We start from the raw sequence: 22,330 nt of genomic DNA, 5'->3' as shown, positions 1-22,330 counted from the left end.
CGTATGTTCGTATGTAGAACTTCTGTTCGGTATACGAACATGTGAGGGTGCCCAGTGGCGGAGATCGGAACGTTGGCGGACGCGGTCGGCGAGTTGATCGCCGACGGGGACGTGGTGGCGCTCGAAGGCTTCACGCACCTCATACCGACGGCGGCCGGGCACGAGATCATCCGGCAGGGCCGGCGCGACCTGACGTTGGTGCGGATGACGCCCGACATCGTGTACGACCAGCTCATCGGCGCGGGATGTGCGCGGAAGCTGGTGTTCTCCTGGGGTGGCAACCCCGGTGTCGGGTCGCTGCACCGGTTCCGGGACGCGGTGCAGAACTCGTGGCCGGTGCCGTTGGAGATCGAGGAGCACAGCCACGCCGGGATGGCCAACCGGTACGTCGCGGGCGCGTCCGGGCTGCCGTTCGCGGTGCTGCGCGGGTACGTCGGCACCGACCTGCCGTCCGTCACGGCCACCATCAAAACGATCACCTGCCCGTTCACCGGGGAGGAGCTGACCGCCGTGCCCGCGATCAATCCGGACGTGACGGTCATCCACGCCCAGCGCGCCGACCGGGACGGCAACGTCCAGTTGTGGGGACTCCTCGGCGTGCAGAAGGAAGCGGTGCTCGCGGCGCGGCGGAGCCTGGTCACCGTGGAGGAGGTCGTGGACGAGCTGACGCCCGTGCCGGGCGCGATCGTGCTGCCGACGTGGGCGGTCACGAAGGTCGCCGAGGTGCCGGGCGGCGCCCACCCGTCGTACGCCCAGGGGTATTCGGAACGGGACAACGCCTACTACGCCGCGTGGGATCCGATCGGCCGGGACCGCGAGGAGTTCGCGAACTGGCTGCGCCAGGTCCGGGAAGGGGTGCCGGCATGACGTACACCTCCGACGAGATGATGGCGATCGCCGCCGCCCGCGCGCTGTCCGGCAGGCAGCGGGTGTTCGTGGGCATCGGCCTGCCGTCCACCGCCGCCAACCTCGCCCGCCGCACGCACGCGCCCGACCTGGTGCTGGTCTACGAGTCGGGCACGCTCGGGTCCAAACCGGACCGGCTGCCCGCGTCCATCGGCGACGGCATCCTGGCCGAGACCGCCGACGCGGTGATCAGCGTCCCCGAGGTCTTCAACTACTGGCTGCAACCCGGCCGGATCGACGTCGGCTTCCTCGGCGCGGCCCAGCTCGACCGGTTCGGCAACATCAACACGACGGTGATCGGCGGCGACTACCACCACCCGAAGGTCCGGCTGCCCGGCGCGGGTGGTGCGCCGGAGATCGCCGCGTCGTGCGGCGAGGTGTACGTCGTGGTGCGGCAGAGCAGCCGCAGCTTCGTCGAGCGGGTCGACTTCGTCACCTCGTTCGGGCACGGCGCGGGCAAGGGCGACCGCGAGCGGCTGGGCCTGCGCGGAGCGGGCCCGACTCTCGTGATCACCGACCTCGGCGTGTTCCGACCGGACCCCGACACCGCCGAACTGGTGCTCACCGACCTGCACGAGGGCGTCGAGGTCGACCAGGTCCGCGCCGCCACCGGCTGGGACCTCAAGATCGCGCCCACGCTCGGCCGCACTCCCCCGCCCACCGCCGAGGAGCTGTCCGCGTTGCGGGCGCTCAAGGAGGCCTCGAAGTGACCGACGTGTTCGTGCTCGACGGCGTGCGCACCCCGTTCGGCCGCTACGGCGGCGCGCTGTCCGGCGTGCGACCGGACAACCTGGCCGCGCACATCGTGCGGACCTTGGCGGAGCGCTCGGACCTGGACCCGGCGACCGTGGACGAGGTGGTCCTCGGCGACGCCAACCAGGCGGGCGAGGACAACCGCAACGTCGCGAGGATGGCGGCGCTGCTCGCGGGCTGGCCGACGTCGGTCCCGGGCACCACGGTGAACCGCCTGTGCGGGTCCGGGATGGACGCGGTGATGCAGGCGTCCCGCACCATCGCGGTCGGCGACGCCTCGCTGGTGGTCGCGGGCGGCGTCGAGTCGATGAGCCGAGCCCCGTGGGTGATGCTCAAGCCCGGCAAGGGTTTCCCGGCCGGACACGAGACGCTGCACTCCACCACGCTGGGCTGGCGGATGACCAACCCGGACATGCCGGCGGAGTGGACCGTGTCGCTCGGCGAAGCCACCGAGATCCTCGCCGAACGCCACGGCGTCACCCGCGAACAGCAGGACGCGTTCGCCCTGCGCAGCCACCAGCTCGCCGCCAAGGCGTGGGACAACGGCTTTTACGACAACCACGTCGTCCCGCCGCCCGGCGTCGACCTGGTGCGGGACGAGGGTATCCGCGCCGACACCAGCCTCGACAAGCTCGCCTCGCTGAAGCCCGCGTTCCGTCCACAGGGGACGGTCACCGCCGGCAACGCGTCGCCGCTCAACGACGGCGCGGCAGCCCTGCTGATCGGCGACCGGGCAGCCGCCGACCGGCTCGGCACAGCGCCGCTGGCCCGGATCGCCGGACGTGGCGCGGCCGGCGTCGACCCGCAGGTGTTCGGCATCGGCCCGGTGCAGGCCGCCGAGACCGCCTTGCGGCGGGCCGGCATCGGCTGGTCGGACCTGGCAGCGGTAGAGCTGAACGAGGCGTTCGCCGCGCAGTCGCTGGCGTGCCTGGCGGAGTGGCCGGAACTCGATCCGGAGATCGTCAACGTCAACGGCGGCGCGATCGCCCTGGGCCACCCGCTCGGCGCGTCCGGTGGACGGGTGATCCTCCAGTTGGCCCACGAGTTGCAGCGGCGCGGCGGCGGCTGGGGACTGGCCGCGTTGTGCATCGGGGTCGGTCAGGGTTTGGCTGTGGTGTTGGAGGTTTAGTGCGGTCCTGACGAAGTGATCAACGTGCGGGCATGATCTGCCGCCGGCTGCATCCTCTGCTACCGACACGCCCAGCGATTCGGTCAGGACCAGTCAGGAGGAACGTGCATCACCTCAAGGGTTCTCGTGGTTGCCGGATAAAGTGAGCGCCACCATGGTCGAGCAGGACGAATCACCCGAGCGCGGCGCCCATTACGTGCAGTCGCTGGAACGCGGTCTGGCGGTGATCCGCGCGTTCACCGCCGCCACGCCGGCGTTGACGCTGACGGACGTGGCCAAGTCCACCGGCCTCACGCGGGCGGGTGCGCGCCGGTTCCTGCTCACCCTCGCCGACCTGGGGTACGTGCGTACCGACGGCAAGTACTTCTCACTGACCGCTCGCGTGTTGGAACTCGGATACGCGTTCCTGTCCAGCATGTCTTTGCCGGACGTGGCCCAGCCGCACTTGGAACGCCTGTCCGGTGAGGTGCGTGAGTCGACCTCCGCATCGGTGTTGGACGGCTCGGATGTGGTTTACGTGGCCCGGTTCGCGGTGTCGCGGATCATGGCTGTGTCGATCACCGTCGGTACGCGCTTCCCGGCTTATGCGACATCGATGGGGCACGTGCTGCTCGCCGGTCTGCCGGCCGCCGAGTTGGACAGATACCTGGACACGGTGCGGCTGGAACCGTTGACGTCGCACACCATCACGTCTCCGGAACGGCTGCGCGCCGAGTTGGACGAGGTTCGCATCCAGGGCTGGGCCCTCGTGGACCAGGAGTTGGAGGAGGGCCTGCGCTCAGTGGCCGCCCCCATCCGCGACCGCGCGGGACGGGTGATCGCGGCGGTCAACGTCTCCACGCACGCCAGCCGCACCGGTCTGGACCGGATCCGCCGCGAGATCGTGCCGCCGTTGTTGGCTGCGTGCGAAGGGATCGAGAAGGACTTGGTTGGCGACCCACGGCCTGATGTGGGGCCGCAGGGTCGATAGGGGCCGGTCACCCCGCCGGAGTGGCGCGACTGTTGTTGGCCCGCGTGGAAGCTTGCTGGCGGGAGACGACCGTCTCGGCGAACGGTTGGCCGTAATGCTGACCCTGCCGCCGGGAGACGTGTCCCCGTGCTGCAACCTCCACCAACGGTCGCCGAGGTCATGGCCCACGGCTACTGGCGTTCGCTGTCCAGGTCGTCCATCAGCGGTGTGGCGTAGCGGGCGCCTGAGGCTGCGCCGGGCGGGATCGCGATCTCGATGGCGGCCAGGTCGGTCGGGGTCAGGACCAAGGTGGTGGCTCCCAGGGCTTCTGTCAGGCGGGTGCGGGTGCGCGCGCCTATCAGGGGGACGATGTCGGTTCCCTGGGCCGCGACCCAGGCGATGGCTGTTTGGGCGACGGTGGCGTTCTTGGCTTCCGCCACTGCTCGGAGGGCTTCCACCAGGGACAGGTTCCGGTGCAGGTTGTCGCCCTGGAAACGTGGGCTTCTGGTGCGGAAGTCCTGGCCTGTCAGTTGGCGGTTCGGGTGCCAGTGGCCGGAGATCAGGCCTCGGGAGAGGACGCCGTAGGCCGTGATGCCGACGCCCAGTTCGCGGGCGGTGGGCAGGATTTCCTCCTCGATCCCTCGGGAGATCAGGGAGTACTCGATCTGGAGGTCGACGATGGGGTGGACCGCTTGCGCCCTGCGCAAGGTTTCCGCGCCCACCTCGGACAGGCCGATGTGGCGGACGTGGCCTGCCCGCACCAGGTCCGCGATGGCCCCTACGGTGTCCTCGATGGGCACCTTCGGGTCCAGGCGGGCCGGGCGGTAGATGTCGATGTGGTCTGTGCCCAGCCTGCGCAGGCTGTAGGCGACGAAGTTCTTCACCGCCGCCGGACTGTTGTCGTGGCCCGACCAGCCTCCGTCCGGGTCTCGTAGAGCGCCGAATTTGACGCTGATCACCGCGTTGTCGCGGGTGCGGCTCTTGAGGGCTTCGCGGAGCAGCAGTTCGTTGTGGCCCATGCCGTAGAAGTCGCCGGTGTCCAGCAAGGTGACGCCGGCCTCCAGGGCGGCGTGGACGGTGGCGATGCCTTCCGCCTCGTCGGCCGGGCCGTACACGTCGGACATGCCCATGAGGCCCAGGCCGAGGGCCGAGACCTCCGGACCGGTGGCGCCCAGGCGGTGGGTGGGGAGAGGGGTGGTCGACGTGGGCATGGAATGCTCCTCAGTGGTTGGTAGCGGTGATAATGTGATCACGTTAGCACTGGTTTGATATCGATGCTACCCACGATCGTGTTAACATTGATTCATGACCGAGGTGAAGACCGGCACCACGCGGGAGCGGATCATCGCCGCCGCCGCCGAGTTGCTGGCCGACGGTGGGATCGAGGCCGTCTCCACCCGCGCGGTCGCTGCGGCGGCCGGGGTGCAGGCGCCGGCGCTCTACCGGCTGTTCGGGGACAAGCAGGGCCTGCTCGACGCGGTCGCCGCGCACGGGTTCGAGCGGTATCTCGGCACCAAGCGGACCCTGCCGCCCAGTGACGACCCGGTGGACGACCTGCGGCGCGGCTGGGACAGCCATGTCGAGTTCGGGGTGTCCCACCCCGCGTTCTACGTCCTGATGTACGGCGTGCCGCAGCCCGGACGGCGGCCGGCCGCGGCCGAGGACGCCCACCGGATCCTGCTGGGCATGCTGGAGCGGGTGGCCGAGGCCGGGCGGTTGCGGGTGCCCGTCGAGACGGCGGCGAGCATCGTGCACGCCGCGGGCACCGGCGTGACCCTGAGCCTCATCGGCGATCCGTCGAAGCAAGGCGACCCGGAGCTGTCGGCGCGCACCCGCGAGATGGTGTTGGCCGCGATCACCAACGACGAACAGCCCCGGCTGGACGCCTCGCTGACCGCTCGCGCGCTCGCGCTGGACACGGCGTTGAACCGCCAGCCCCACCCACTGACGCCGACCGAGGCAGCGCTGCTCCGGGACTGGCTCCAGCGGCTCGCCACCGGCAACGCCTGAGTCAGCGGGACCACCGTCCGGCCGCGAGCATCCGGGCCAGCCGCATGCCCTGCCGCAGGTTCATCCCCGGCAGGTACGCGCGCCCGACCGCGTTCGCGATCCTCGGCAACGCGGCGGGATCGGGGTAGGCCATGAACATCGGGCGGTACACCGGCTGGAACTTCGCCTTGAACGCGAACAGCGAGCGGAAGCCGTACACGGGCTCCAGCGCCTGCCCCATGAAGTCCAGGACCCGCTGCAACCCGCACGGCCGCCCGCCGCGGTCGAGTCTGGCCAGCGGCGCGCCGGACAGGCTCAGGAAGCCCGCGCCCTCCTCCTTCAACGTCATGGCCGCCGACGCGATCAGGAACTCCATCGACCCCGCGAACGCGCTCCCCCGCCGACGCATGAAGTCCAGCGTCCACCCCACGATCCGACCGTCCACGTACACCGGCAGCCAGCTTGTCACCCCGTGCACGGTCCGGTCGGCGTCCACCGCGATCAGGCACCGCACGCCCTCGCCGGACAGCTCCGCCAACCCGCCCAGCGTGAACCCCATCTCCGGCAGACCCTTGTCCGCCACCCATTCCGCCGAGATGGACCGGATCTGGTCGGTCAGCGCGGGCGGCGCGTCCGCGTACCGCCACCATTCGGCCGTGACCCCTTGCTTGGCCGCCTTGTTCAACGCCGTGCGCACGTCCTGCCACTTCTTACCGGTGAACCGCAGGTCCGCCAACGGGATCACGGTGTCCTCCGCGACCTGCACCGCGTGCCAGCCCAACGGGGCCACCTCGTCGCGCAGACCCTCGCTGATGCTGTAGAGGCACGGCGTCCAGCCTTCGTGCGCGCAGAACTCCGCGAACCCGCGCACGGCGTCCCGGCACGCGTCCGGCGGCCCGATCGGATCGCCGACGGTCAGCGCGATCGTCGCCACCACCCGGTAGGCGACGACAGCCCGGCCGTCGGGGGTGAACCAGTACCGGTTGCCGCGCCAGGTGGTCATGTAGGACATCGACGTCCCGCCGTGCCGGACCATCAGCTCACGCGCCCGCGAAGCGGCGTCCGCGTCCTCCACGTCCCGGGCGCTCCACGTCGCACGGAGCAGCGCGTACAGCACCACCAGCCAGAACACCATGCCCGTGTACTCGAACAGCACCGCCGCGACCAGGTCGTCCGGCCGGAACGGCAGTGGCGTCAGCCCCAGGTAGCCGGGCGGCAGGAACCGGGTGGGCAGGTCGGTCACCAGGTCGACCAGCCCCGGTCGCGGCACGAACTGGTCGCGCGCCAGCCAACCCCCGAGCACGTACAGCGCGCCCAGCCCGACGAACCCGCCGACGGTCACCGTCCAGAACCGGCGCACCGGCGTGGCCAGCGGGAAATGGCTCCGGGTGGTCAGCAGCACGACCACGATCCCCAGCGGCAGCAGGAACGGGATGCTGTACTCGACCAGCACGCCCGGCGTCACGGAGGGGTCGAGCACCACCGCGTCCCACACGTACCAGCCGATGAGTCCGGTCATCGCCACGTTGAGCACCAACGCGGCCCACCACGCGAACCGTCGCCCGCGTCGCAGCCCCTCGGCCAGCACCAGCAACAACAGCGCGGGCATGACGGACATCAGCAACGCGGGCAGCCGGTCGTACACGGCCTGCGTCTCCAACGCGCGGCACAGGTCCACGAGGTCCGGGTCCGTGCAGTACGTGGTGACCACCGCGGAGTCGGGCTGCGGCACCGCGAGCACGTCCGCGAACCACGACAGCGGCCCGTCCGCGTAAGGCGACAACAGCACCACCACAGGCCCCAATGCGGACGCCGCGAGCAGCAGCGCCACCAGCACACGGGTCTCCTCGCGCGACGGCGGCGTGGGCGCGGGACGGCCGCGCACCGCGACCAGACCGACCACCAGCCCGACGATCCCGCCGCACAGCCGGAGCACGTCCTCCAGGTAGCCGGAGTACAGCGCCAGCACCAGCAGCCCGAGCACGACGAGCAGCCGGACCCGTCGACGCCACAGCGGCGACAGCTTGAAGCTCAACGCCAACGCCAGCCCCACGATCCCCGGCGACGGGCCGACCGCGAGGTCGTAGTTCAAGTAGGACAGCCAACTCCAGTCCGCACCCACCTGCACCAGACCGACGCCGGCGAACACCCCGAGCACCTGCGACACCACGACGAGCGCGAACGCGCGGACAGCCCCGAACTCCCGTTCCGCGACCGGCCCGAACAGCAGCAGCAACACCGTCGTCGCCAAGTACCCGGCGAGGTTGGCGCACCACAGCCCCGAGGTGACCGCCGTCCACAGCGGTGAGGACACCCCGAACCCGACGGTGTCCAGCAACTCGTCGGACGGTCCGGACCACAGGCTCCCGGTGGCCGCGCCGAGGGTCCACAACGCCAGGACCGCGCCGACGGTGGCGGGCGCACGGCGGATCACCGCACCAAGCCGGTCCGCTCGGCGAGCCACGGCAGCGAGTCGTACAGCCCCGGCCGCCACACGTTCCAGTCGTGCCCACCGGGCAACTCGACCCAGCGCACGTCCATCCCCGCCCGTTGGCACGCCTCGAACACCTTCCTGTCCTCAGTGCGGTAGTGCGAATCCTGCCGACCCGCGACGACGACGCCCGCCGTGGCCGGGAAACGGGTGGTCGCCAGGATGTCCAGCGGGTTGACCCGGCGGAACGCCCCGACGTCACCGCCGAACAACTCCCGCACGGTGTCCGCGCGGGAACCCAGGGTCGGCTCGCCCTGCCCCGAGATGTCGATGAACCCCCCGTACACACCGGGCGCGCGCACAGCCAACTGCAAGGCGCACGTGCCACCCTGCGAGAAGCCCGCGATGGTCCACGCCGACCGCCGCAGGTCGACCTGGAGCCGCTGCCCGACCCAGCGGGGCACGTCCCGCGCGAGGTACGTCTCGACCTTGCCGTTCTTGGTGTCCAGGCACACCGGGTTGGCCATCAGCGAACCCAGTTGGTCCGGCATGACGACGATCGGCGCGAGCCCCCGGTGCCGCGCGGCGAACTCGTCCAGGCGGTCCGCGAGCTGCCCGGCGTCGAGCCAGTCCCGAGGAGTGCCCGGTTGCCCGGCCAGCAGCACCAGGACCGGCAGGCGGGGACGGGGCGTCACGGCGTAGGCGGGCGGCAGGTACACCCAGCCCTTGCGGGGCCGGTAGTCGGTGCTCGACGGGATCTGCGTCTCGGAGACAGTGCCCTTCGCCGGCAGACCGACGGGCGGTCGCCACACCTCGGCCAGCACTTTGCCGTCCGGCACCGGCACTTCGCCGGCCACGGGCCCGGCCGCCTCGTCCAGAGGCACGACATCCGCCACCAACGGCCCCAGCGCGGCCCGCACGTTCGGGTACTGGCCGTAGTACCCGTTCACCCCGGACAACCCGCTGACCAGCACCGCGACCACGGCGAACACGCTCAACACACGCGCCCGCCACCGCGAACCCCGCCACCGGACCCCCGCCAGCACCACCCCGAGCGCCACCGCGCCCAAGCCCACCGGCACCACTGTCGGCAACGGCTCCGGAAACGGCCGCCAGACCAGGTTCACGACCAGCCCCACGCCGCCCCCGAGCGCCACACAGGCCAACAGGGCGATCACGACCACGCGAAAGGAACGGACTCCGACCCCGAGGCACACCAGCGCGACGAAACCCGCCACCGTGGCCGCCACCGGGACGGGTCCGCCGATCAGCGAAAGGTCGAGCAGGCTGGTCATCGGCTTCCTGTCACATCAGTTGCGATGCGACCAGTCCACCCTTCGGCAGGTGTTCACCACATCGGACCAACGGCTCGTCACCGTCCATCCGAGGGGTGAAGATCCATCAGACCGAGGTCGTACACCAGTTCGTCACAGCGAGTGCCAAGAAGGCTGGTCCCCCGTGCTGGCTTTCGGTTTCTACGCAGCTTGACGGCAGAAGAGCGACCACAACGCCACCGCCGGCCAAGCCACGCAGGTCTTGGACACAGCCGGGAACACTACGAAACAGGACCACATCGCCGGAAAACCTGGAAGCCGCCGGGGACGGCCGCAGACGCAACCCGCCGCCCGCAACCGTCCCCAGGGTCTTCACAAGCCGCGCCCAAAGCCACGCCCACGACTCACCGCAGATGCCGATCAAAGAACGACCCGACCAAGCCGGGGCAGCCTCTGCCCGTCGACATCGGGGTTGCGACCACGATCCGTGGTCGGCATTTCAACGGTGACCGGCGGGCACCCCCTGTCCGCCGGTCACCTGCTCATCGCGCGGCCGAGTGCACCCGGCTCACGTAGTCCCACAGGTCGTCGCCCAAGTCGGACAACGGCTGATCGGGCAGCACATCCCGGAGCACGCCGTGGCCGTGTTCGCGGAAGAACGCGCTCATCGACCGGATGATCGCGGGGTCGCCGCCGGCGAAGTCACGTCCGACGCGGGCCAGGCGGCGGCCGAGTTCCCGCACGTCCGGGTCGTCCACCGGGGTGTTCGCCCGGTAGTGCGCGACGATCCCGGCGAGCACCTGCGGCCATTCCGCCTCCAGGTCCTTCCATCCGGGTTCGCCGAGGCCGTCGGCTTGGCCGGCCAGGAAGTCACGCTGCTCCCTGGTCAGGTGGTCGTCGAAGATCCCGGTGCAGCCGAGCAGGCGGCCCGAGTCCTGCCGGGGCGGGCCGGCCAACTGGTCGAGCAGGCCCCTGGTCTGGCGGCGCAGCGCGTCCAGCCGCCACACCTGCTCGTCCAGCCGCGCCAGGTGACCGGTGAGCACCTCGCGCAGCGGGCCGTGCGACGGGTCGGCGAGCACTTCGCCGATCTCGTCCAGCGACATGCCCAACTGCCGCAGCAGGCGGATCTGGTAGAGCCGCCGGAGGTCCGGCTCGGTGTAGCGGCGGTGTCCCGAGTGGGTCCGCTCGCTCGGCGTCAACAGACCCAACTCGTCGTAGTGGTGCAGGGTGCGCACGGTGAGACCGGTGACCTTCGCCAGAGCGCCGACGCTCCAGCGTGGCTGCTTCACGTGCTCGGACCCGGTCATACGCCGACTCTAAAACCTCACGCGACGTGAGGATCAATACCGGCGGTGGGTGTCCTTTCCGGGCGGTCGCGTTCGACGTAGTGGTGGAATGCCACCGACGACGGGAGTGACGATGAAGTACATGCTGTTGATCTGCGCCGACCCGAGCCTGGAGGTCACCGGGGGCGAACCGACCATCGAGCAGTGGCTGGAGGAGGTCGAAGGCAGGCGGCTGGACGGGTCGCAGTTGCGGTCCCGGCGCGACGCCACCACCGTCCGGACACGCGGTGACGAGGTGCTGCTGTCCGACGGGCCGTTCGCCGAGACCAAGGAGCACATCGTCGGGTACGACGTGGTCGAGTGCGCCGACCTGGACGAGGCGATCCTGGTCGCGTCACGGCACCCGGTCGCCCGGTACGGCGCGGTGGAGATCCGGCCGTTCTGGGACGAGTGAGGCGGTGGTCGTCCTGGACGGGATCGCGGAGGTCTTCCGCGCGGAGCGCGCCCGGATCGTGGCGACGCTGATCCGGATGACCGGCGACTGGGACCTCGCCGAGGAGTGCGTGATGGACGCTTTCGCGCAGGCGTTGGAGACCTGGCCGCGCGAAGGCGTCCCGCACCGCCCCGGCGGGTGGCTCACCACAGTGGCCCGCAGGCGTGCGCTGGACCGGTTGCGCCGCTCGGCGGTGGAGGCGACGAAACTGCGGGAGGCGGCGGAGTTGTCCGGCGACGAGGAGGAGCGGGACGACGGTGGCATCGGCGACGACCTGCTGCGGCTGATCTTCACGTGCTGCCACCCGGCGCTCACCCCGGAGGCGCGGGTCGCGCTGACCCTGCGCACCGTGGCGGGCCTGACCACGGCCGAGATCGCGCGGGCGTTCCTGGTGGCGGAGCCGACGATGGCCAAGCGCCTGGTCCGGGCCAGGCGAAAGATCCAGCACGCGCGCATCCCGTACCGGGTGCCGCCCGCACACCTGCTGCCGGAACGCACCGGGTCCGTACTGGGCGTGCTGTACCTGCTGTTCAACGAGGGCTACTCGGCCACGGCGGGCGCGGAACCGGTGCGGCGGCGGCTGTGCGCGGAGGCGATCCGGCTGGCCCGGACCCTGGTGGAGCTGATGCCGGACGAGCCGGAAGCCGTGGGGCTGCTGGCGTTGATGCTGCTGCACGACTCGCGCCGGGAAGCCCGCACCGACGCGGCGGGCGACCTGGTGGCACTGTCCGACCAGGACCGGACGCGGTGGGACGCCGAGCGGATCGCGGAGGGCGTGGCGCTGCTGGACTCCGCGCTGCGCCGGGGACGGCCCGGTCCGTACCAGGTGCAGGCGGCCATCGCGGCGTGCCACGCGACCGCCGGGGAGTCGACGGACTGGCCGCAGATCGCGTTGCTGTACGGGCGGTTGGCGAAGCTGGTGCCGTCGCCGGTGGTCGAGCTGAACCGCGCGGTGGCGGTCGCCATGGCGGACGGCCCGGCCGCCGGTCTGGCCTTGGTCGACCGGCTGGCGGGCGCGCTGGCCGGCCACCACCTGCTGCCCGCCACCCGGGCCCACCTGCTGCGCCGGCTGGACCGGACCGCCGAGGCGGTGGCGGCGTACCGGGAGGCGGCCGAACTCGCGCCGACCGACGCCGAACGCCGTTACCTGGCAAGGCGGGCGGCCGAGCTGTCCTAGGACCACTCCCAGCCGATGCCGAGCACGCCGGGTTGGACGTCCCTCGCCATCAGGTGGACCAGGCGGCCCGGGGTGAGGGGCAGCTCGTCGTCCTGGGTGAGCGCCGCGTCGACGCCGGGCTGGGACAGGCCGAAGCAGCGCACCGGCAGCTTCGGCTCGGTGAAGCTCACGCTGAGCACGTAGGTGCCCACCGGGTAACGGAAAGCGCGGCGGTAGTCGAGTCCCGGCGAGCCCTCGGCGATGGTGAAGCGGTACTCCAGCAGGTGGGTCTGACCGGCTCGCAGGGTCTGGTCGAGCATCAGTTCCGCCGCGATGACCGGGGCACGGGGGTGTCGGCGGACGCGGCCCAGGCGGCAGTTCCGCACGGCTTCGGCGGTGAGCGCGTCCGGTGCGGTGCCCGGGTCGCCGCAGTACACCGCGATGTGCCGGTCGGGGTGGCCGTCCACCGCGCGCAGCACCTGTCTGGTGTGGACCTGGCGGATCAGGCCGTTCGCGTCCACGGTCGCCGCGTCGTCCTGCGACCACAGCCGCAGCTTGCCGTCGGACGGGCCGACGAGCGCCTCCACCGTCTCCGCCAGCGACTGCGCGGGCTGGAGCATCCCGCCGTACCGCCTGCTCTGCTGTTGAGTGGCCACCCACCGGCCGCGTGGGCGGGGTGGGCCGAGCAGTGCTTCCAGCGAGTGGCGGGGCAGACCCAGGATGGTTTCGATGGCCTGCACGGCGCGCAGCGAGGCGGCGCGTTCCGGGCGGCTGCGGCCCAGTCGCCAGTAGCTCAGCGTGGACAGGCTCACGTGGATGCCCCGGCGGTCCAGCCGGTCGCGCAGGCGTTCCAGGGTGAGGCCGCTGCGCTCGATGGCCGCCCGCAGGGCTTCCGGGAACGGGCCCGTGCGGAGCAGCACGTCGACCTCGTGTCCGGCGTCGGTCGGTCTGCCGGTCACCGCGGACCCCCCGTCTGTGGAAGAAAACAGTTTAGAAGCCGGTTTTCGCCCGGTCTGCCCGACGATCGTGGGTAGTCCTCCACAGTTTTGGGCTCCGGTTCCACAGTCGGGCCGCGCCGCGGGAAAGCCGTCTTGACCGCGTCGGACCGCCGGTATGTCATCGGCGCGGCAGCCTCCTGCAACCGCTGCCACTCCCCTGCCCGTGTGCCGATTTCCCTGGAGGGCACATGTCCCACCCGCAGTTCGCGCGGCGGTTCGCCGCGCTGTTCGCGGCGATCGCCGCCGGTGTCGCGGTGCTGGTCGTGCCGTCGACCGCCGCCGCCGGACCCACCGAACGCGACCTCGCCGACGTCGTGCGCGCGACCGTGCTCCAGCAGCACGGCGCGGCCCTGAAAGAGCAGTGGGGCACGCAGTCCCTGCGTGAGCCGCTGGTCGAGCCGACCCGCACGGCCGGGTCGTGGGTGTTCGGCAGCACGACCGTGCCGATGGCCTACGGCCAGGAGCACGGCTCGCCGCTGATGGCCCTGTTCCTCGCTCGCCGCGACCGGCACGCCTGGCGGGTCGAACTCGACGGCACCGCCGGGTTCGCCGAACTCGCCGCACGGGCGCCGACCGCCGTGCTCGGCGACGGCGAGAAGCAGACCTTCGCCCGCCACCACGGCAACCAGGCACAGGTGCTCGCCGACACCGGGCTCGGCCTGCCGTGGCCGCAGGGCGTGGCCTGGTCGATGGGCGGCGGGCCGCACGGCAACAGCGGCAACAGCCGGCCGTTCAGCTCGATCGACTTCAACGGCGGCGACGGCCGGGTGCTGTCCGCCGGGCCCGGCCGCGTCTACAAAAGCTGCATCGTGGGCCGCAGCGCGCTGGTGAAGGTGGTGCACGACAACGGGTACAGCACCACGTACTACCACATGTACGACCTGACGACGCTGGCCGACGGCAGTGCCGTGGGCACCGGCACGTACCTCGGGCACATCGGCAACGAGCTGCCGTGCGGCGGTTCCAGCACGGGCGCGCACGTGCACTTCTCGTTGCTGCGCGGCAACACCCACATCAGCGTCAACGGCATGACCATCGGCGGCTGGACCTTCTACGAGGGCGCGCAGGCCTACCGCGGCTACGCGCAGCGCGGTTCCGCCCGCGTGAACGTCGGCGGTCGGGTCACCAACTACGGCGGTGGCGGCACGACCCTGCCCACCGGCACCGTCGACGCCGGGTCGAACAGCACCGTGAACCTGCGTTCCGGACCGGGCCTGGGCTACGACTCCGTGGGCACGGTCGCGGACGGCGCGGTGGTGTCCATCTCGTGCACCGCGCGCGGTGAGGCCGTGGACGGCGTGTGGGGCCGGACCGACCTGTGGAACCGGCTCCAGGACGGCAAGTGGATCAGCGACGGCTTCGTGGACACCGGGTCGAACGAACCGGTCGCGCCGACCTGCACGCCGGTCCGCTGACGCCGTGGGCGGGACCGGTTCCGCACCGGTCCCGCCCACACCCCGGAGCAGTCGCTTCACCGGTAGTGCTCTGCCAGCACCGCGAACGCCGCCTTACGCTCCCGTGTCCCGTCCTCGGTGACCTTCACGACGCCGTAGCTCGCGACGTCGAGGTCACCGCGCAGGTGGAAGTTGGCGTACGTGTAGGCGAACGCCGTGTCCACACCCTCGGTTTCGAAGATTTCCAACAACTCGCGCAGGCAATCGGCCTGCTCCTGCTCGTCCCGCGCGTACTCGCCGTCCAGCCGGACCGGGTGGCCGTTCTCGTACTGGACGATCAACGCGCTGCGCGCGCCCTGCGCCGCGGCGCCCCGGTAAGTGGCCGAGCCGAACGGCGTCGGCCAGGAAGTCGTTGATCTTCGCGGGAACCTGCGCCAGCAGCGGTCCCAACTGCTCGCGGGGAGTCTTGAGCAGCGCTTCGGTCCGCTCGTGGCCGTTGGAGCCCGGCAGGAAGCCGACCGTGAACAGGCTCAGCTCGGCCCCGGTGACCAGCACGACGTCCGCGCCGGCGAGCCGCAGCCGTTCGGCCCGTTCCGCGCAGTCGGCGAGGAGCACCAGCAGATCCGCGGTGGTCAGTTCGCCCGTGAACGGCGAGAACCAGACCTCCAGACCGAGGTCCGCGGCGAGCCGGGCGGCCGTCTCCAGCTTGTCCGGATCGCCTCCGGTCACGCGGACCGCCGTGCAGTGCAGGTCGTCGCGGATGACCCGCAGATCCCGTGCCACGACCTCCGGATCCCACGGCTCGTGGGTGCTCACCCCGAACTCGTTGCGGTAGCCGGTGTCGTAGCTGATGCCGTTGCCACGCATGTCTCCACCCTCCAGTTACGGTACAGGAAGTACCCTAACGGCGAAGTTATCACGGCGCAGCAAGGAAGTGTTAAGGTACGCGTCGTACCAGGAGGTGAGGATGACGGAGACCCGGCGGCGCGGTGCCGCACTGGAGGGCGCGATCCTGGACGCGGCCGTCGCGGAACTCACCGAGTCCGGGTACGCGGGAATGACCATGGACCGGGTCGCGAAACGGGCCGGCACCAACAAGAACGCGATCTACCGCCGCTGGCCCAACCGGGCCGCGCTCGGCATCGCCGCGTACAAGCACGTGGTGGCCACCGTGGCGGCGCTGCCCGACACCGGGGAACTGCGCGGCGACGCCTTGGAGCTGCTGCGCCGCGCCAACCGGCACTGGGCGTCGCCGCACGGCGCGATCCTGCGCGAGCTGATGGGCGGCATCGGCGTCCCGGAACTGCTCGCACAGGTCCGCGACGAGGTGGGCGACGCGGGCAGTGCGATGTGGCTGACCGTGCTGGGACGGGCCGTGGCGCGGGGCGAAGCGCGACCGGAGGCGCTGCACCCCCGCGTCGCCACGGTCGCGGTCGCCTTGCTGCGCAACGAGTTCCTGACCAACGGCAGACCGAACGTGCCCGACGGCGTGCTGGTCGAGATCGTCGACGACGTCTACCTGCCACTGGTGCGCGGACGCTGACTACCGCACCGGGACCAGTTCGCGGCCGGACGCGGCGAGGTGCTCCCAGGTGCGACCCCGCTGGCTCGGCGGCGCGTCGCCGTCCGCGGTGCGCATCGGGTACACCAGACCGAACGGGACGGGCTGGTCGAATTCGTCGCCGCTGCAGATGTCGATCAAGTTCCGGACATGTGCCATCACGACCTCCTTGCGGGAGAGGGGCTCCGCCCCGGTGGCGGGGCCGCTACGGGTGTGCGCCTTGAATACCCGTTACAACGCAACCACATGCTGCGACATCAGGGTGAACGAACCCCGCCGCGAACACTGCCTTCCCACCAGATCAGTCCACTGTGGACAGTAGCCGGAACAGCTCGTCACGGCTCGACAGGTTGCCTCAAGATCCTGCACACGTCGGTGAGCGCCCGACCCAGCGGCAGGTGGACGCGAGCGGTCGCGTGGGCGTCGCCCCTGGTCTCACCCTGGTTCACGATGACCACCGGCTTGCCCGACTTCGCCGCGTGCCGGACGAACCGCAGGCCCGACATGACGGTCAGCGAGGAGCCCAGGACCAGCATCGCCCGGGACCGGTCGACCAGGCGGTAGCACTCCTCCACCCGGGGGCGGGGCACGTTCTCGCCGAAGAACACCACGTCCGGCTTGAGCACGCCGCCGCACTCCGGGCAGGCCACGACCCGGAAGCCGCGCACGTCCTCGTCCGCGAGATCGGCGTCGCCGTCCGGGTTGACGCGGGTGGCGGTGGCCGCGAAATCCGGGTTCGCCGCGCGCAGCCTGCGGTCCAGGTCCTCGCGCGGGCTCAGCTTGCGGCAGCCCAGGCACAACACCCGGTCCAGGTTGCCGTGCAGCTCGACGGCGTCCGCCGTGCCCGCCGCGTGGTGCAGGCCGTCCACGTTCTGGGTGATCACTCCGGCGACGAAGCCCTGGGCGCGCAACGCGGCCACGGCGCGGTGGCCCGCGTTCGGGTCGGCGCGGGCGATGGTGCGCCACCCCAGGTGGCTGCGCGCCCAGTACCGCCGGCGGCCCGCCGGGCTGCCCACGAACTCGTCGTACGTCATCGGCGTGTGCCGGCGCAGGCTGCCCGCCTCGCCCCGGTAGTCCGGGATGCCCGACTCCGTGGACAGCCCCGCGCCGCTGAGCACCACGACGTCCCGTTCGGCGACCACCCGCACGACCTCGTCCAGGCTCGACGTGCTCGGGAGCGGCGCACCGGTGGCGGTCCAGCTCAGCGTCGGCCGTGTGCGCATTGCCCCAGCTTACGTGCGTCGGCGGCCGGGATCCGATCCTGCGCGGTGGACGGGGTCTGGGTGTCCCGCCCACCGCGGGGAGTCGGAGAGCCCTAGAACTTCACCGTCGCGCAGCCGAGCCGCGGGCCGGCGGTGCCCGCCTTGCCGGGCTCCGTCTCGGTCTTCTGGGCGTGGATCACGACCGAGCCCGCGCGCCGGTCCTCGAACCGCCACGGCACGACGGTGGTCACCGTGGCCCGGCCGCGGTCGTCGGTGGTGAAGTCGAGCCAGATCTCGTTGGTCGGGTTGGCGTACTTCGGGTCGACCGACGGTTGGTTCGGGTCGACCACGTGCTGGTGGTGCGCGCCGGAGTCGGCCGGCAACTGACCACAGGGCTTCTGGTGGGCGTGCGAGCCGTACGTGCGGTTGGGCACCAGCCCGTACACGCTTAGCTGCACCTTGGTCGAATGCCGCTTCGGCGTGCCCACCACCATGACCTTCGAGCCCGGCGCGATGAGCGCCGTGTCATAGGTGAACGCGTTGGTGGCGGTGTCGGGCGGGGCGAACCGCCCGACGGTCACCACGACGCCGCCGCTGCCATGACCGTGCCCGTCGGTACCGACCGGGCTGTCAGGGCTGTGGGCACTCGCGGTGCCGGCGGTGGCCACGATGGCCATGGTGGCACCGAGCAGGGGGAGGAGACGCTTCACACCTCATGCCTTTCCGAATAGTCGGCGGCCGTTTTGTCCGTACCTCGCGACGCTAGCACAATGATCTTGAGACGATTCTCCGGCGGAATCCATCACCTCTTCACCCGACCCGGTGAAAACACCCGGAACCCGCGAATTCACCATGGTGTCGGCGGTGAATCCGTCACAGCTTCTCGGGCCACCAGCGGGTGGTGTCCGGGGTGTCCTCGATGAGGATGCCCCGCGCCCGCAGGCCGTCCCGGATCTTGTCCGCCTCCGCGAACCGCCGCGCCGCCCGCAGCTCCCGCCGCCGGGCCAGCTCCGCCTCGATGTAGGCGTCGTCGCCGGCGGGCCGCTCCAGGTCGAACGCGTCGAACAGCTCGTCCACCTCGCGCAGCAGGGCCAGCGCGGACGGGCCGGGCGGCTCGCCGCCGCGGTTCTGCTCGCGGATGTGCTCGAACAGCGCGGCGAGGGCCCCCGGCGTGTCGAGGTCGTTCGACAGGCGCTCGAAGAACAGCCCGCGCGTCCGCTCGGCGAGAGCGCGGGCGGCGGGGCTCTCGGTGTGCGTCGGGTCGACCAGCCGGGCGAAGTTCTCCACCCGCCGCCGGGCGGCGCGGGCGTTGCCCAGCGTGGTGTCGTTGAACTCCATGGAGGAGCGGTAGTGCTGGCTGAGGAACGCGTAGCGCAGCGTCCGGAAGTCGGCCAGGTCCAGCGCCTGCCGGATGGTGAGGAAGTTGCCGGTGCTCTTGGCCATTTTCGCGCCGTCCACCCGGAGCAGCCCGGTGTGCAGCCAGTGCCGCACCAGCGGCACCTTGCCGGACGCCGCCTCCTGCTGCGCGATCTCCGCCTCGTGGTGCGGGAAGATCAGGTCGACCGCGCCGCCGTGCAGGTCGTACTGCGGGCCGAAAATGGCCTCCGTGATGGCCGTGTCCTCGATGTGCCAGCCGGGCCGGCCGGGGCCGAGCGGCGTGTCCCAGTACGGTTCGCCCGGTTTGCGCGCCTTCCACAGCGCGAAATCACCGGCGTTGCGCTTCTGCGCGTTCTCGTCGATCCGCGCGATCGAGTCCTCGGCTTCCACGTGGGTGCGGCCGGACAGCTTCCCGTAGGCCGGGAAGGTGGCGAGGTCGAAATACCAGCCGTCGTCCAGCCGGTAGGCGTGGCCCCGGTCGATGAGCGCCCGCACCTGGGCCACGATGTCGTCTATGTGGTCGTGCGCGCGCTCGTAGGTGTCGACCGACGTGTTGCGCAGCGCGGCCATGTCCTCCAGGTACCGGGCCTCGTACCGCGCGGACAGCTCGCGCGGCGCGACGCCCAGCTCCTCGGCCCGGCGGATGATCTTGTCGTCCACGTCGGTGATGTTCTGCGCGTACGTGACCCGGTAGCCGCTTTTCCGGAGGAATCGCGCGATGAAGTCGAATTGGGTGTAGGTCTTCGCATGACCGAGGTGGCTGAGGTCGTAGACGGTGGGGCCGCAGACGAACATCCGGACTGTTCCGGACGTCATCGGCTGGAACGGTTCAGTGCGTTTGGTGAGCGTGTTGTATAGCAGGATCGACACCGCGGTTCTCCTCGGGGCGCGCGGAACAGGGGCTAGTGATCAGCCGCCGGCCGACACTCCGCCACGACGCGCCGGACCACGCCGTCGGAGAAATCGAAAATGACCCACACGAGCGGAGAGTCTATCAGGCGGCACTATGCGTGATCACCCGTCAATCGGAGTGGAAGAACCGCCGGGCGCTGCGCACCACGGCCGCGCTGTGCGCCGCGTGGTGACGTGGGCTGTCCTCGTCGCAGAAGCCGTGCTCGGCGTCGTACAGCTCGACCGCCACGGTCGGGCCGGCAAGTCGCCGGACCAGCTCCCGAGGGGTGAAGTCGGGCTCGTGTTCGGCGAAGACGGCCAGGCACGGGCACTTCGGCTTGTGGCTCGCGTAGTCGCGGATGCGGGAGCCGTACACGCAGACGATCGCGTCGAACGCCTCGCCGGCCAGCCACGCCGCGGTCGCGCCCACGCTGAACCCGAGGCACAGCACGCGCTGGTGGTCCGCGCGGAGGCTCGCGGCGTGCCCGGCCAGCGCCTCGGCCAGCGCGACCACGCCGAGTTCCTCGGTGAACCGCCGGTAGGCCAGGGCTTCCTGCTCCAGCGGGTAGATCTCGTCGTGCGGCAGGAAGTTCGGCGTGGAGACCGTCCACTCCGGACGGCGCACGGCCTCGGCCATCCGGTGGATGTGCTCGTTCGGGCCGAAGACCTCGTGCGCCACTATCAGTGCCGTGCTCATGCCGGGTACGTCCTGATCTCGGTGGCCTTGAGCGCCGCCCACAGCGTGTCGCCGGGCCGCACCCGCAGGTCCGCCAGCGTCGCCGTGGTGATGTCGGCCAGCACGGTCGGTGTGCCGCCGAGCCGGAGCCGGGTGGTGTGGGCGTGCTGCTCGATGTCCGTCACGGTGACCTGCCAGGTGTTGCGGGGGCTGCCGGCGGGCGGCTCGGGGTGGAGGCTGACGGCGCTCGGCGGGAACGCCACGTGCACCGCGCCGGCGGCGGGCTCCGCGACGGTGAGCACGCCGCCGTCGGCCAGCGTGACGGCGGTGCCGTCGGCGGTGCCCCGGTACAGGTTGAGGCCGACCAGGTTGGCCACGTAGTCCGTGCGCGGGCGGCGGGCGACTTCGGCGGGCGGTCCTTCCTGCACCGCGCGGCCGTCCTCCACGATGACGAGCCGGTCGGCCAGCACCATGGCGTCCAACGGATCGTGGGTCACCAGCAGCGTGTGGCCGGGGAACTCGGCGAGGTGGCGGCCCAGTTCGGCGCGCACGGTCAGCCGGGTGCTCGCGTCCAGCGCGGCCAGCGGCTCGTCCAGGAGCAGCAGGCGCGGACCGGTGGCCAGCGCGCGGGCGAGCGCCACGCGTTGCGCCTGGCCTCCGGACAGCGCACGCGGCTTGGCCTGGGCGTGCTCGGCCAGGCCGACGCGGTCCAGCCAGTCCCGGGCCAGCGCGCGGGCGGCGGCGCGGTGGACGCCCCGGGCGCGCGGGCCGAAGGCGACGTTCTCCAGCGCGGACAGGTGCCCGAACAGCAGGTAGTCCTGGAACACCACGCCGATCGGACGGTGTTCGGCGGGCACGAAGACGTTCGGCGGCTCGTCCCACGGCTCGCCGTCGAGCCGGATGTGCCCGGCGGTGAGCGGCAGCAGTCCGGCGAGCGCCCGGAGCGCCGTGGTCTTGCCCGCGCCGTTCGGTCCGAGCAGGGCGACCACCTCGCCGGGCGCGACGGCCAGGTCGAGTTCGAGCGAGAACCGGTCGCGGGTGACGCGGAGGTCGGCGCGCACCGTCACGCCGGCCCGCCGATCCACCGGTCGCGCAACCCGGCCAGCACGCCGACCGACACCAGCAGCAGCACGATGCTCAGCACGATCGCCGCGTCCGGCTCGGTCTCCAGCGCCAGGTAGACGGCGAGCGGCATGGTCGTCGTCTCGCCGGGGAAGTTGCCCGCGAACGTGATGGTCGCGCCGAACTCGCCCAGCGCACGCGCCCAGCACAGCACCGCGCCCGCCACCACTCCCGGCAGCACGGACGGCAGCGTGACCCGGCGGAACGCCAGCCAGCGCGACGCGCCGAGCGTCGCGGCGGCCTCCTCGTACCGGGGATCGGCGGCCCGCAACGCGCCTTCCACCGAGATCACCAGGAACGGCATCGCCACGAACGCCTCCGCCACGACCACCCCGGCCGTGCTGAACGGCAACGCCACCCCGAACCACGCGTCGAGATACTGCCCGACCAACCCCCGTCTGCCCAACACCAAGAGCAACGCCACGCCGCCCACGACCGGAGGCAGCACCAGCGGCACCGTCACCAGCGCCCGCAGGAAGCCCCGTCCCGGCAGGTCGCTGCGGGCCAGCAGCCACGCCAGCGGCACCCCGAGCACCAGGCACACGACCGTGGCCAGACTCGCGCACACCAGCGACAGCCGCAGCGCCTCCCCCACCTCGGCGCTGAACAGCTTGCCGGGCACCGTGGCCCACGGCGCGCGGATCAGCAGCCCCGCCAACGGGACCAGCAGGAACACCAACCCCAGCACGGCGGGCAGCACGAGAACGACCGGCAGCCGTCCCCGAATCCGCCGCGGCGTCGAG

23 protein-coding genes are annotated in these 22,330 nt (G+C 71.3%); 9 read left to right on the top strand and 14 right to left on the bottom strand.

All coding sequences use genetic code 11. The annotated features are described in order from the left end of the window. Window positions 1-54 precede the first annotated feature (54 nt). The 4 genes from ACQPZF_RS15280 to ACQPZF_RS15265 all read left to right on the top strand — a co-directional run bounded on the left by ACQPZF_RS15280 (window position 55) and on the right by ACQPZF_RS15265 (window position 3,758). On the top strand, window positions 55-867 hold the full coding sequence (locus ACQPZF_RS15280) for a CoA transferase subunit A (protein WP_433272084.1): 813 nt from the start codon (window positions 55-57) through the stop codon (window positions 865-867). Beyond that, window positions 864-1,616 (top strand): CoA-transferase subunit beta, encoded by a 753-nt coding sequence (locus ACQPZF_RS15275; RefSeq protein WP_433272083.1) that lies wholly within the window; start codon window positions 864-866, stop codon window positions 1,614-1,616. The genes ACQPZF_RS15280 and ACQPZF_RS15275 overlap by 4 nt, the downstream gene beginning before the upstream one ends. Continuing rightward, window positions 1,613-2,788, top strand: a complete 1,176-nt coding sequence (locus ACQPZF_RS15270) for a thiolase family protein (protein ID WP_433272082.1) — start codon at window positions 1,613-1,615, stop codon at window positions 2,786-2,788. Before ACQPZF_RS15275 ends, ACQPZF_RS15270 begins: the two co-directional genes overlap by 4 nt. Before the next feature lie 154 nt (window positions 2,789-2,942). After that, entirely contained in the window at window positions 2,943-3,758 is an 816-nt protein-coding gene (locus ACQPZF_RS15265; protein WP_433274569.1) for an IclR family transcriptional regulator, read from the top strand. A 170-nt stretch (window positions 3,759-3,928) separates the two neighbouring features. On the opposite strand, the gene ACQPZF_RS15260 is transcribed toward ACQPZF_RS15265, so the two are convergent. Beyond that, window positions 3,929-4,948, bottom strand: coding sequence for an aldo/keto reductase (locus ACQPZF_RS15260; RefSeq protein ID WP_433272081.1), 1,020 nt, complete (start codon window positions 4,946-4,948; stop codon window positions 3,929-3,931). A gap of 94 nt (window positions 4,949-5,042) precedes the next feature. Between ACQPZF_RS15260 and ACQPZF_RS15255 the strand changes: the two genes are divergently transcribed. Then, window positions 5,043-5,747: a TetR/AcrR family transcriptional regulator gene (locus ACQPZF_RS15255; protein WP_433272080.1), complete on the top strand. Its 705-nt coding sequence runs from the start codon at window positions 5,043-5,045 to the stop codon at window positions 5,745-5,747. A 1-nt stretch (window position 5,748) separates the two neighbouring features. On the opposite strand, the gene ACQPZF_RS15250 is transcribed toward ACQPZF_RS15255, so the two are convergent. The 3 genes from ACQPZF_RS15250 to ACQPZF_RS15240 all read right to left on the bottom strand — a co-directional run bounded on the left by ACQPZF_RS15250 (window position 5,749) and on the right by ACQPZF_RS15240 (window position 10,738). Beyond that, entirely contained in the window at window positions 5,749-8,190 is a 2,442-nt protein-coding gene (locus ACQPZF_RS15250; RefSeq protein WP_433272079.1) for a bifunctional lysylphosphatidylglycerol flippase/synthetase MprF, read from the bottom strand. After that, window positions 8,157-9,452: an alpha/beta hydrolase gene (locus ACQPZF_RS15245; RefSeq protein WP_433272078.1), complete on the bottom strand. Its 1,296-nt coding sequence runs from the start codon at window positions 9,450-9,452 to the stop codon at window positions 8,157-8,159. The genes ACQPZF_RS15250 and ACQPZF_RS15245 overlap by 34 nt, the downstream gene beginning before the upstream one ends. Before the next feature lie 521 nt (window positions 9,453-9,973). Beyond that, window positions 9,974-10,738 (bottom strand): MerR family transcriptional regulator, encoded by a 765-nt coding sequence (locus tag ACQPZF_RS15240; protein ID WP_433272077.1) that lies wholly within the window; start codon window positions 10,736-10,738, stop codon window positions 9,974-9,976. Between the two features lie 112 nt (window positions 10,739-10,850). Between ACQPZF_RS15240 and ACQPZF_RS15235 the strand changes: the two genes are divergently transcribed. Further along, complete coding sequence (locus ACQPZF_RS15235) at window positions 10,851-11,171, top strand: YciI family protein (RefSeq protein ID WP_433272076.1); 321 nt, start codon at window positions 10,851-10,853, stop codon at window positions 11,169-11,171. 4 nt (window positions 11,172-11,175) lie between these two features. Continuing rightward, a complete protein-coding gene (locus tag ACQPZF_RS15230; protein ID WP_433272075.1) occupies window positions 11,176-12,387 on the top strand; it encodes an RNA polymerase sigma factor in 1,212 nt (403 codons plus the stop codon). Here ACQPZF_RS15230 and ACQPZF_RS15225 read toward each other — a convergent pair. Beyond that, on the bottom strand, window positions 12,384-13,325 hold the full coding sequence (locus ACQPZF_RS15225; protein WP_433272074.1) for a hypothetical protein: 942 nt from the start codon (window positions 13,323-13,325) through the stop codon (window positions 12,384-12,386). The two genes, ACQPZF_RS15230 and ACQPZF_RS15225, sit on opposite strands and share 4 nt — an antisense overlap. Window positions 13,326-13,552: 227 nt before the next feature. On the opposite strand from ACQPZF_RS15225, the gene ACQPZF_RS15220 reads away from it, so the two are divergent. Next, a complete protein-coding gene (locus tag ACQPZF_RS15220) occupies window positions 13,553-14,779 on the top strand; it encodes a peptidoglycan DD-metalloendopeptidase family protein (RefSeq protein WP_433272073.1) in 1,227 nt (408 codons plus the stop codon). Window positions 14,780-14,835: 56 nt separating this feature from the next. On the opposite strand, the gene ACQPZF_RS15215 is transcribed toward ACQPZF_RS15220, so the two are convergent. Both ACQPZF_RS15215 and ACQPZF_RS15210 read right to left on the bottom strand, forming a co-directional pair. Then, on the bottom strand, window positions 14,836-14,982 hold the full coding sequence (locus ACQPZF_RS15215; protein ID WP_433272072.1) for a hypothetical protein: 147 nt from the start codon (window positions 14,980-14,982) through the stop codon (window positions 14,836-14,838). Next, window positions 14,933-15,625, bottom strand: coding sequence for a hypothetical protein (locus ACQPZF_RS15210; protein ID WP_433272071.1), 693 nt, complete (start codon window positions 15,623-15,625; stop codon window positions 14,933-14,935). Before ACQPZF_RS15210 ends, ACQPZF_RS15215 begins: the two co-directional genes overlap by 50 nt. Window positions 15,626-15,719: 94 nt before the next feature. Here ACQPZF_RS15210 and ACQPZF_RS15205 point away from each other — a divergent pair, with 94 nt between their 5' ends. After that, window positions 15,720-16,301, top strand: coding sequence for a TetR/AcrR family transcriptional regulator (locus ACQPZF_RS15205; protein ID WP_433272070.1), 582 nt, complete (start codon window positions 15,720-15,722; stop codon window positions 16,299-16,301). On the opposite strand, the gene ACQPZF_RS15200 is transcribed toward ACQPZF_RS15205, so the two are convergent. The 7 genes from ACQPZF_RS15200 to modB all read right to left on the bottom strand — a co-directional run bounded on the left by ACQPZF_RS15200 (window position 16,302) and on the right by modB (window position 22,302). After that, window positions 16,302-16,478, bottom strand: coding sequence for a hypothetical protein (locus ACQPZF_RS15200; protein ID WP_433272069.1), 177 nt, complete (start codon window positions 16,476-16,478; stop codon window positions 16,302-16,304). It abuts the gene before it with no gap. 176 nt (window positions 16,479-16,654) lie between these two features. Next, complete coding sequence (locus ACQPZF_RS15195) at window positions 16,655-17,542, bottom strand: NAD-dependent protein deacetylase (protein ID WP_433272068.1); 888 nt, start codon at window positions 17,540-17,542, stop codon at window positions 16,655-16,657. Between the two features lie 92 nt (window positions 17,543-17,634). Next, complete coding sequence (locus ACQPZF_RS15190) at window positions 17,635-18,231, bottom strand: superoxide dismutase (RefSeq protein WP_433272067.1); 597 nt, start codon at window positions 18,229-18,231, stop codon at window positions 17,635-17,637. A gap of 163 nt (window positions 18,232-18,394) precedes the next feature. Further along, window positions 18,395-19,768: a cysteine--tRNA ligase gene (gene cysS, locus ACQPZF_RS15185; RefSeq protein ID WP_433272066.1), complete on the bottom strand. Its 1,374-nt coding sequence runs from the start codon at window positions 19,766-19,768 to the stop codon at window positions 18,395-18,397. Window positions 19,769-19,919: 151 nt separating this feature from the next. Continuing rightward, window positions 19,920-20,486 (bottom strand): dienelactone hydrolase family protein, encoded by a 567-nt coding sequence (locus tag ACQPZF_RS15180; RefSeq protein WP_433272065.1) that lies wholly within the window; start codon window positions 20,484-20,486, stop codon window positions 19,920-19,922. Next, window positions 20,483-21,550: an ABC transporter ATP-binding protein gene (locus ACQPZF_RS15175; RefSeq protein ID WP_433272064.1), complete on the bottom strand. Its 1,068-nt coding sequence runs from the start codon at window positions 21,548-21,550 to the stop codon at window positions 20,483-20,485. Before ACQPZF_RS15175 ends, ACQPZF_RS15180 begins: the two co-directional genes overlap by 4 nt. Then, window positions 21,529-22,302 (bottom strand): molybdate ABC transporter permease subunit, encoded by a 774-nt coding sequence (modB, locus tag ACQPZF_RS15170; RefSeq protein ID WP_433274567.1) that lies wholly within the window; start codon window positions 22,300-22,302, stop codon window positions 21,529-21,531. Before modB ends, ACQPZF_RS15175 begins: the two co-directional genes overlap by 22 nt. Between the last annotated feature and the right edge of the window lie 28 nt (window positions 22,303-22,330).

Source organism: Actinosynnema sp. CS-041913 (assembly GCF_050942485.1).
Taxonomy (GTDB): Bacteria; Actinomycetota; Actinomycetes; order Mycobacteriales; family Pseudonocardiaceae; genus Actinosynnema.
The sequence above is the reverse complement of the archived record's forward strand: the minus strand, read 5'-3'. Positions and strand labels throughout refer to the sequence as shown.

Excerpts from the sequence above, each read along its gene's own strand:
- ACQPZF_RS15275 (WP_433272083.1), top strand. The coding sequence starts at position 864 with ATGACGTACACCTCCGACGAGATGATGGCGATCGCCGCCGCCCGCGCG.
- ACQPZF_RS15265 (WP_433274569.1), top strand. The coding sequence starts at position 2,943 with ATGGTCGAGCAGGACGAATCACCCGAGCGCGGCGCCCATTACGTGCAG.
- ACQPZF_RS15260 (WP_433272081.1), bottom strand. The coding sequence starts at position 4,948 with ATGCCCACGTCGACCACCCCTCTCCCCACCCACCGCCTGGGCGCCACC.
- ACQPZF_RS15255 (WP_433272080.1), top strand. The coding sequence starts at position 5,043 with ATGACCGAGGTGAAGACCGGCACCACGCGGGAGCGGATCATCGCCGCC.
- ACQPZF_RS15245 (WP_433272078.1), bottom strand. The coding sequence starts at position 9,452 with ATGACCAGCCTGCTCGACCTTTCGCTGATCGGCGGACCCGTCCCGGTG.
- ACQPZF_RS15240 (WP_433272077.1), bottom strand. The coding sequence starts at position 10,738 with ATGACCGGGTCCGAGCACGTGAAGCAGCCACGCTGGAGCGTCGGCGCT.
- ACQPZF_RS15235 (WP_433272076.1), top strand. The coding sequence starts at position 10,851 with ATGAAGTACATGCTGTTGATCTGCGCCGACCCGAGCCTGGAGGTCACC.
- ACQPZF_RS15220 (WP_433272073.1), top strand. The coding sequence starts at position 13,553 with ATGTCCCACCCGCAGTTCGCGCGGCGGTTCGCCGCGCTGTTCGCGGCG.
- ACQPZF_RS15210 (WP_433272071.1), bottom strand. The coding sequence starts at position 15,625 with ATGCGTGGCAACGGCATCAGCTACGACACCGGCTACCGCAACGAGTTC.
- ACQPZF_RS15200 (WP_433272069.1), bottom strand. The coding sequence starts at position 16,478 with ATGGCACATGTCCGGAACTTGATCGACATCTGCAGCGGCGACGAATTC.
- ACQPZF_RS15195 (WP_433272068.1), bottom strand. The coding sequence starts at position 17,542 with ATGCGCACACGGCCGACGCTGAGCTGGACCGCCACCGGTGCGCCGCTC.
- ACQPZF_RS15180 (WP_433272065.1), bottom strand. The coding sequence starts at position 20,486 with ATGAGCACGGCACTGATAGTGGCGCACGAGGTCTTCGGCCCGAACGAG.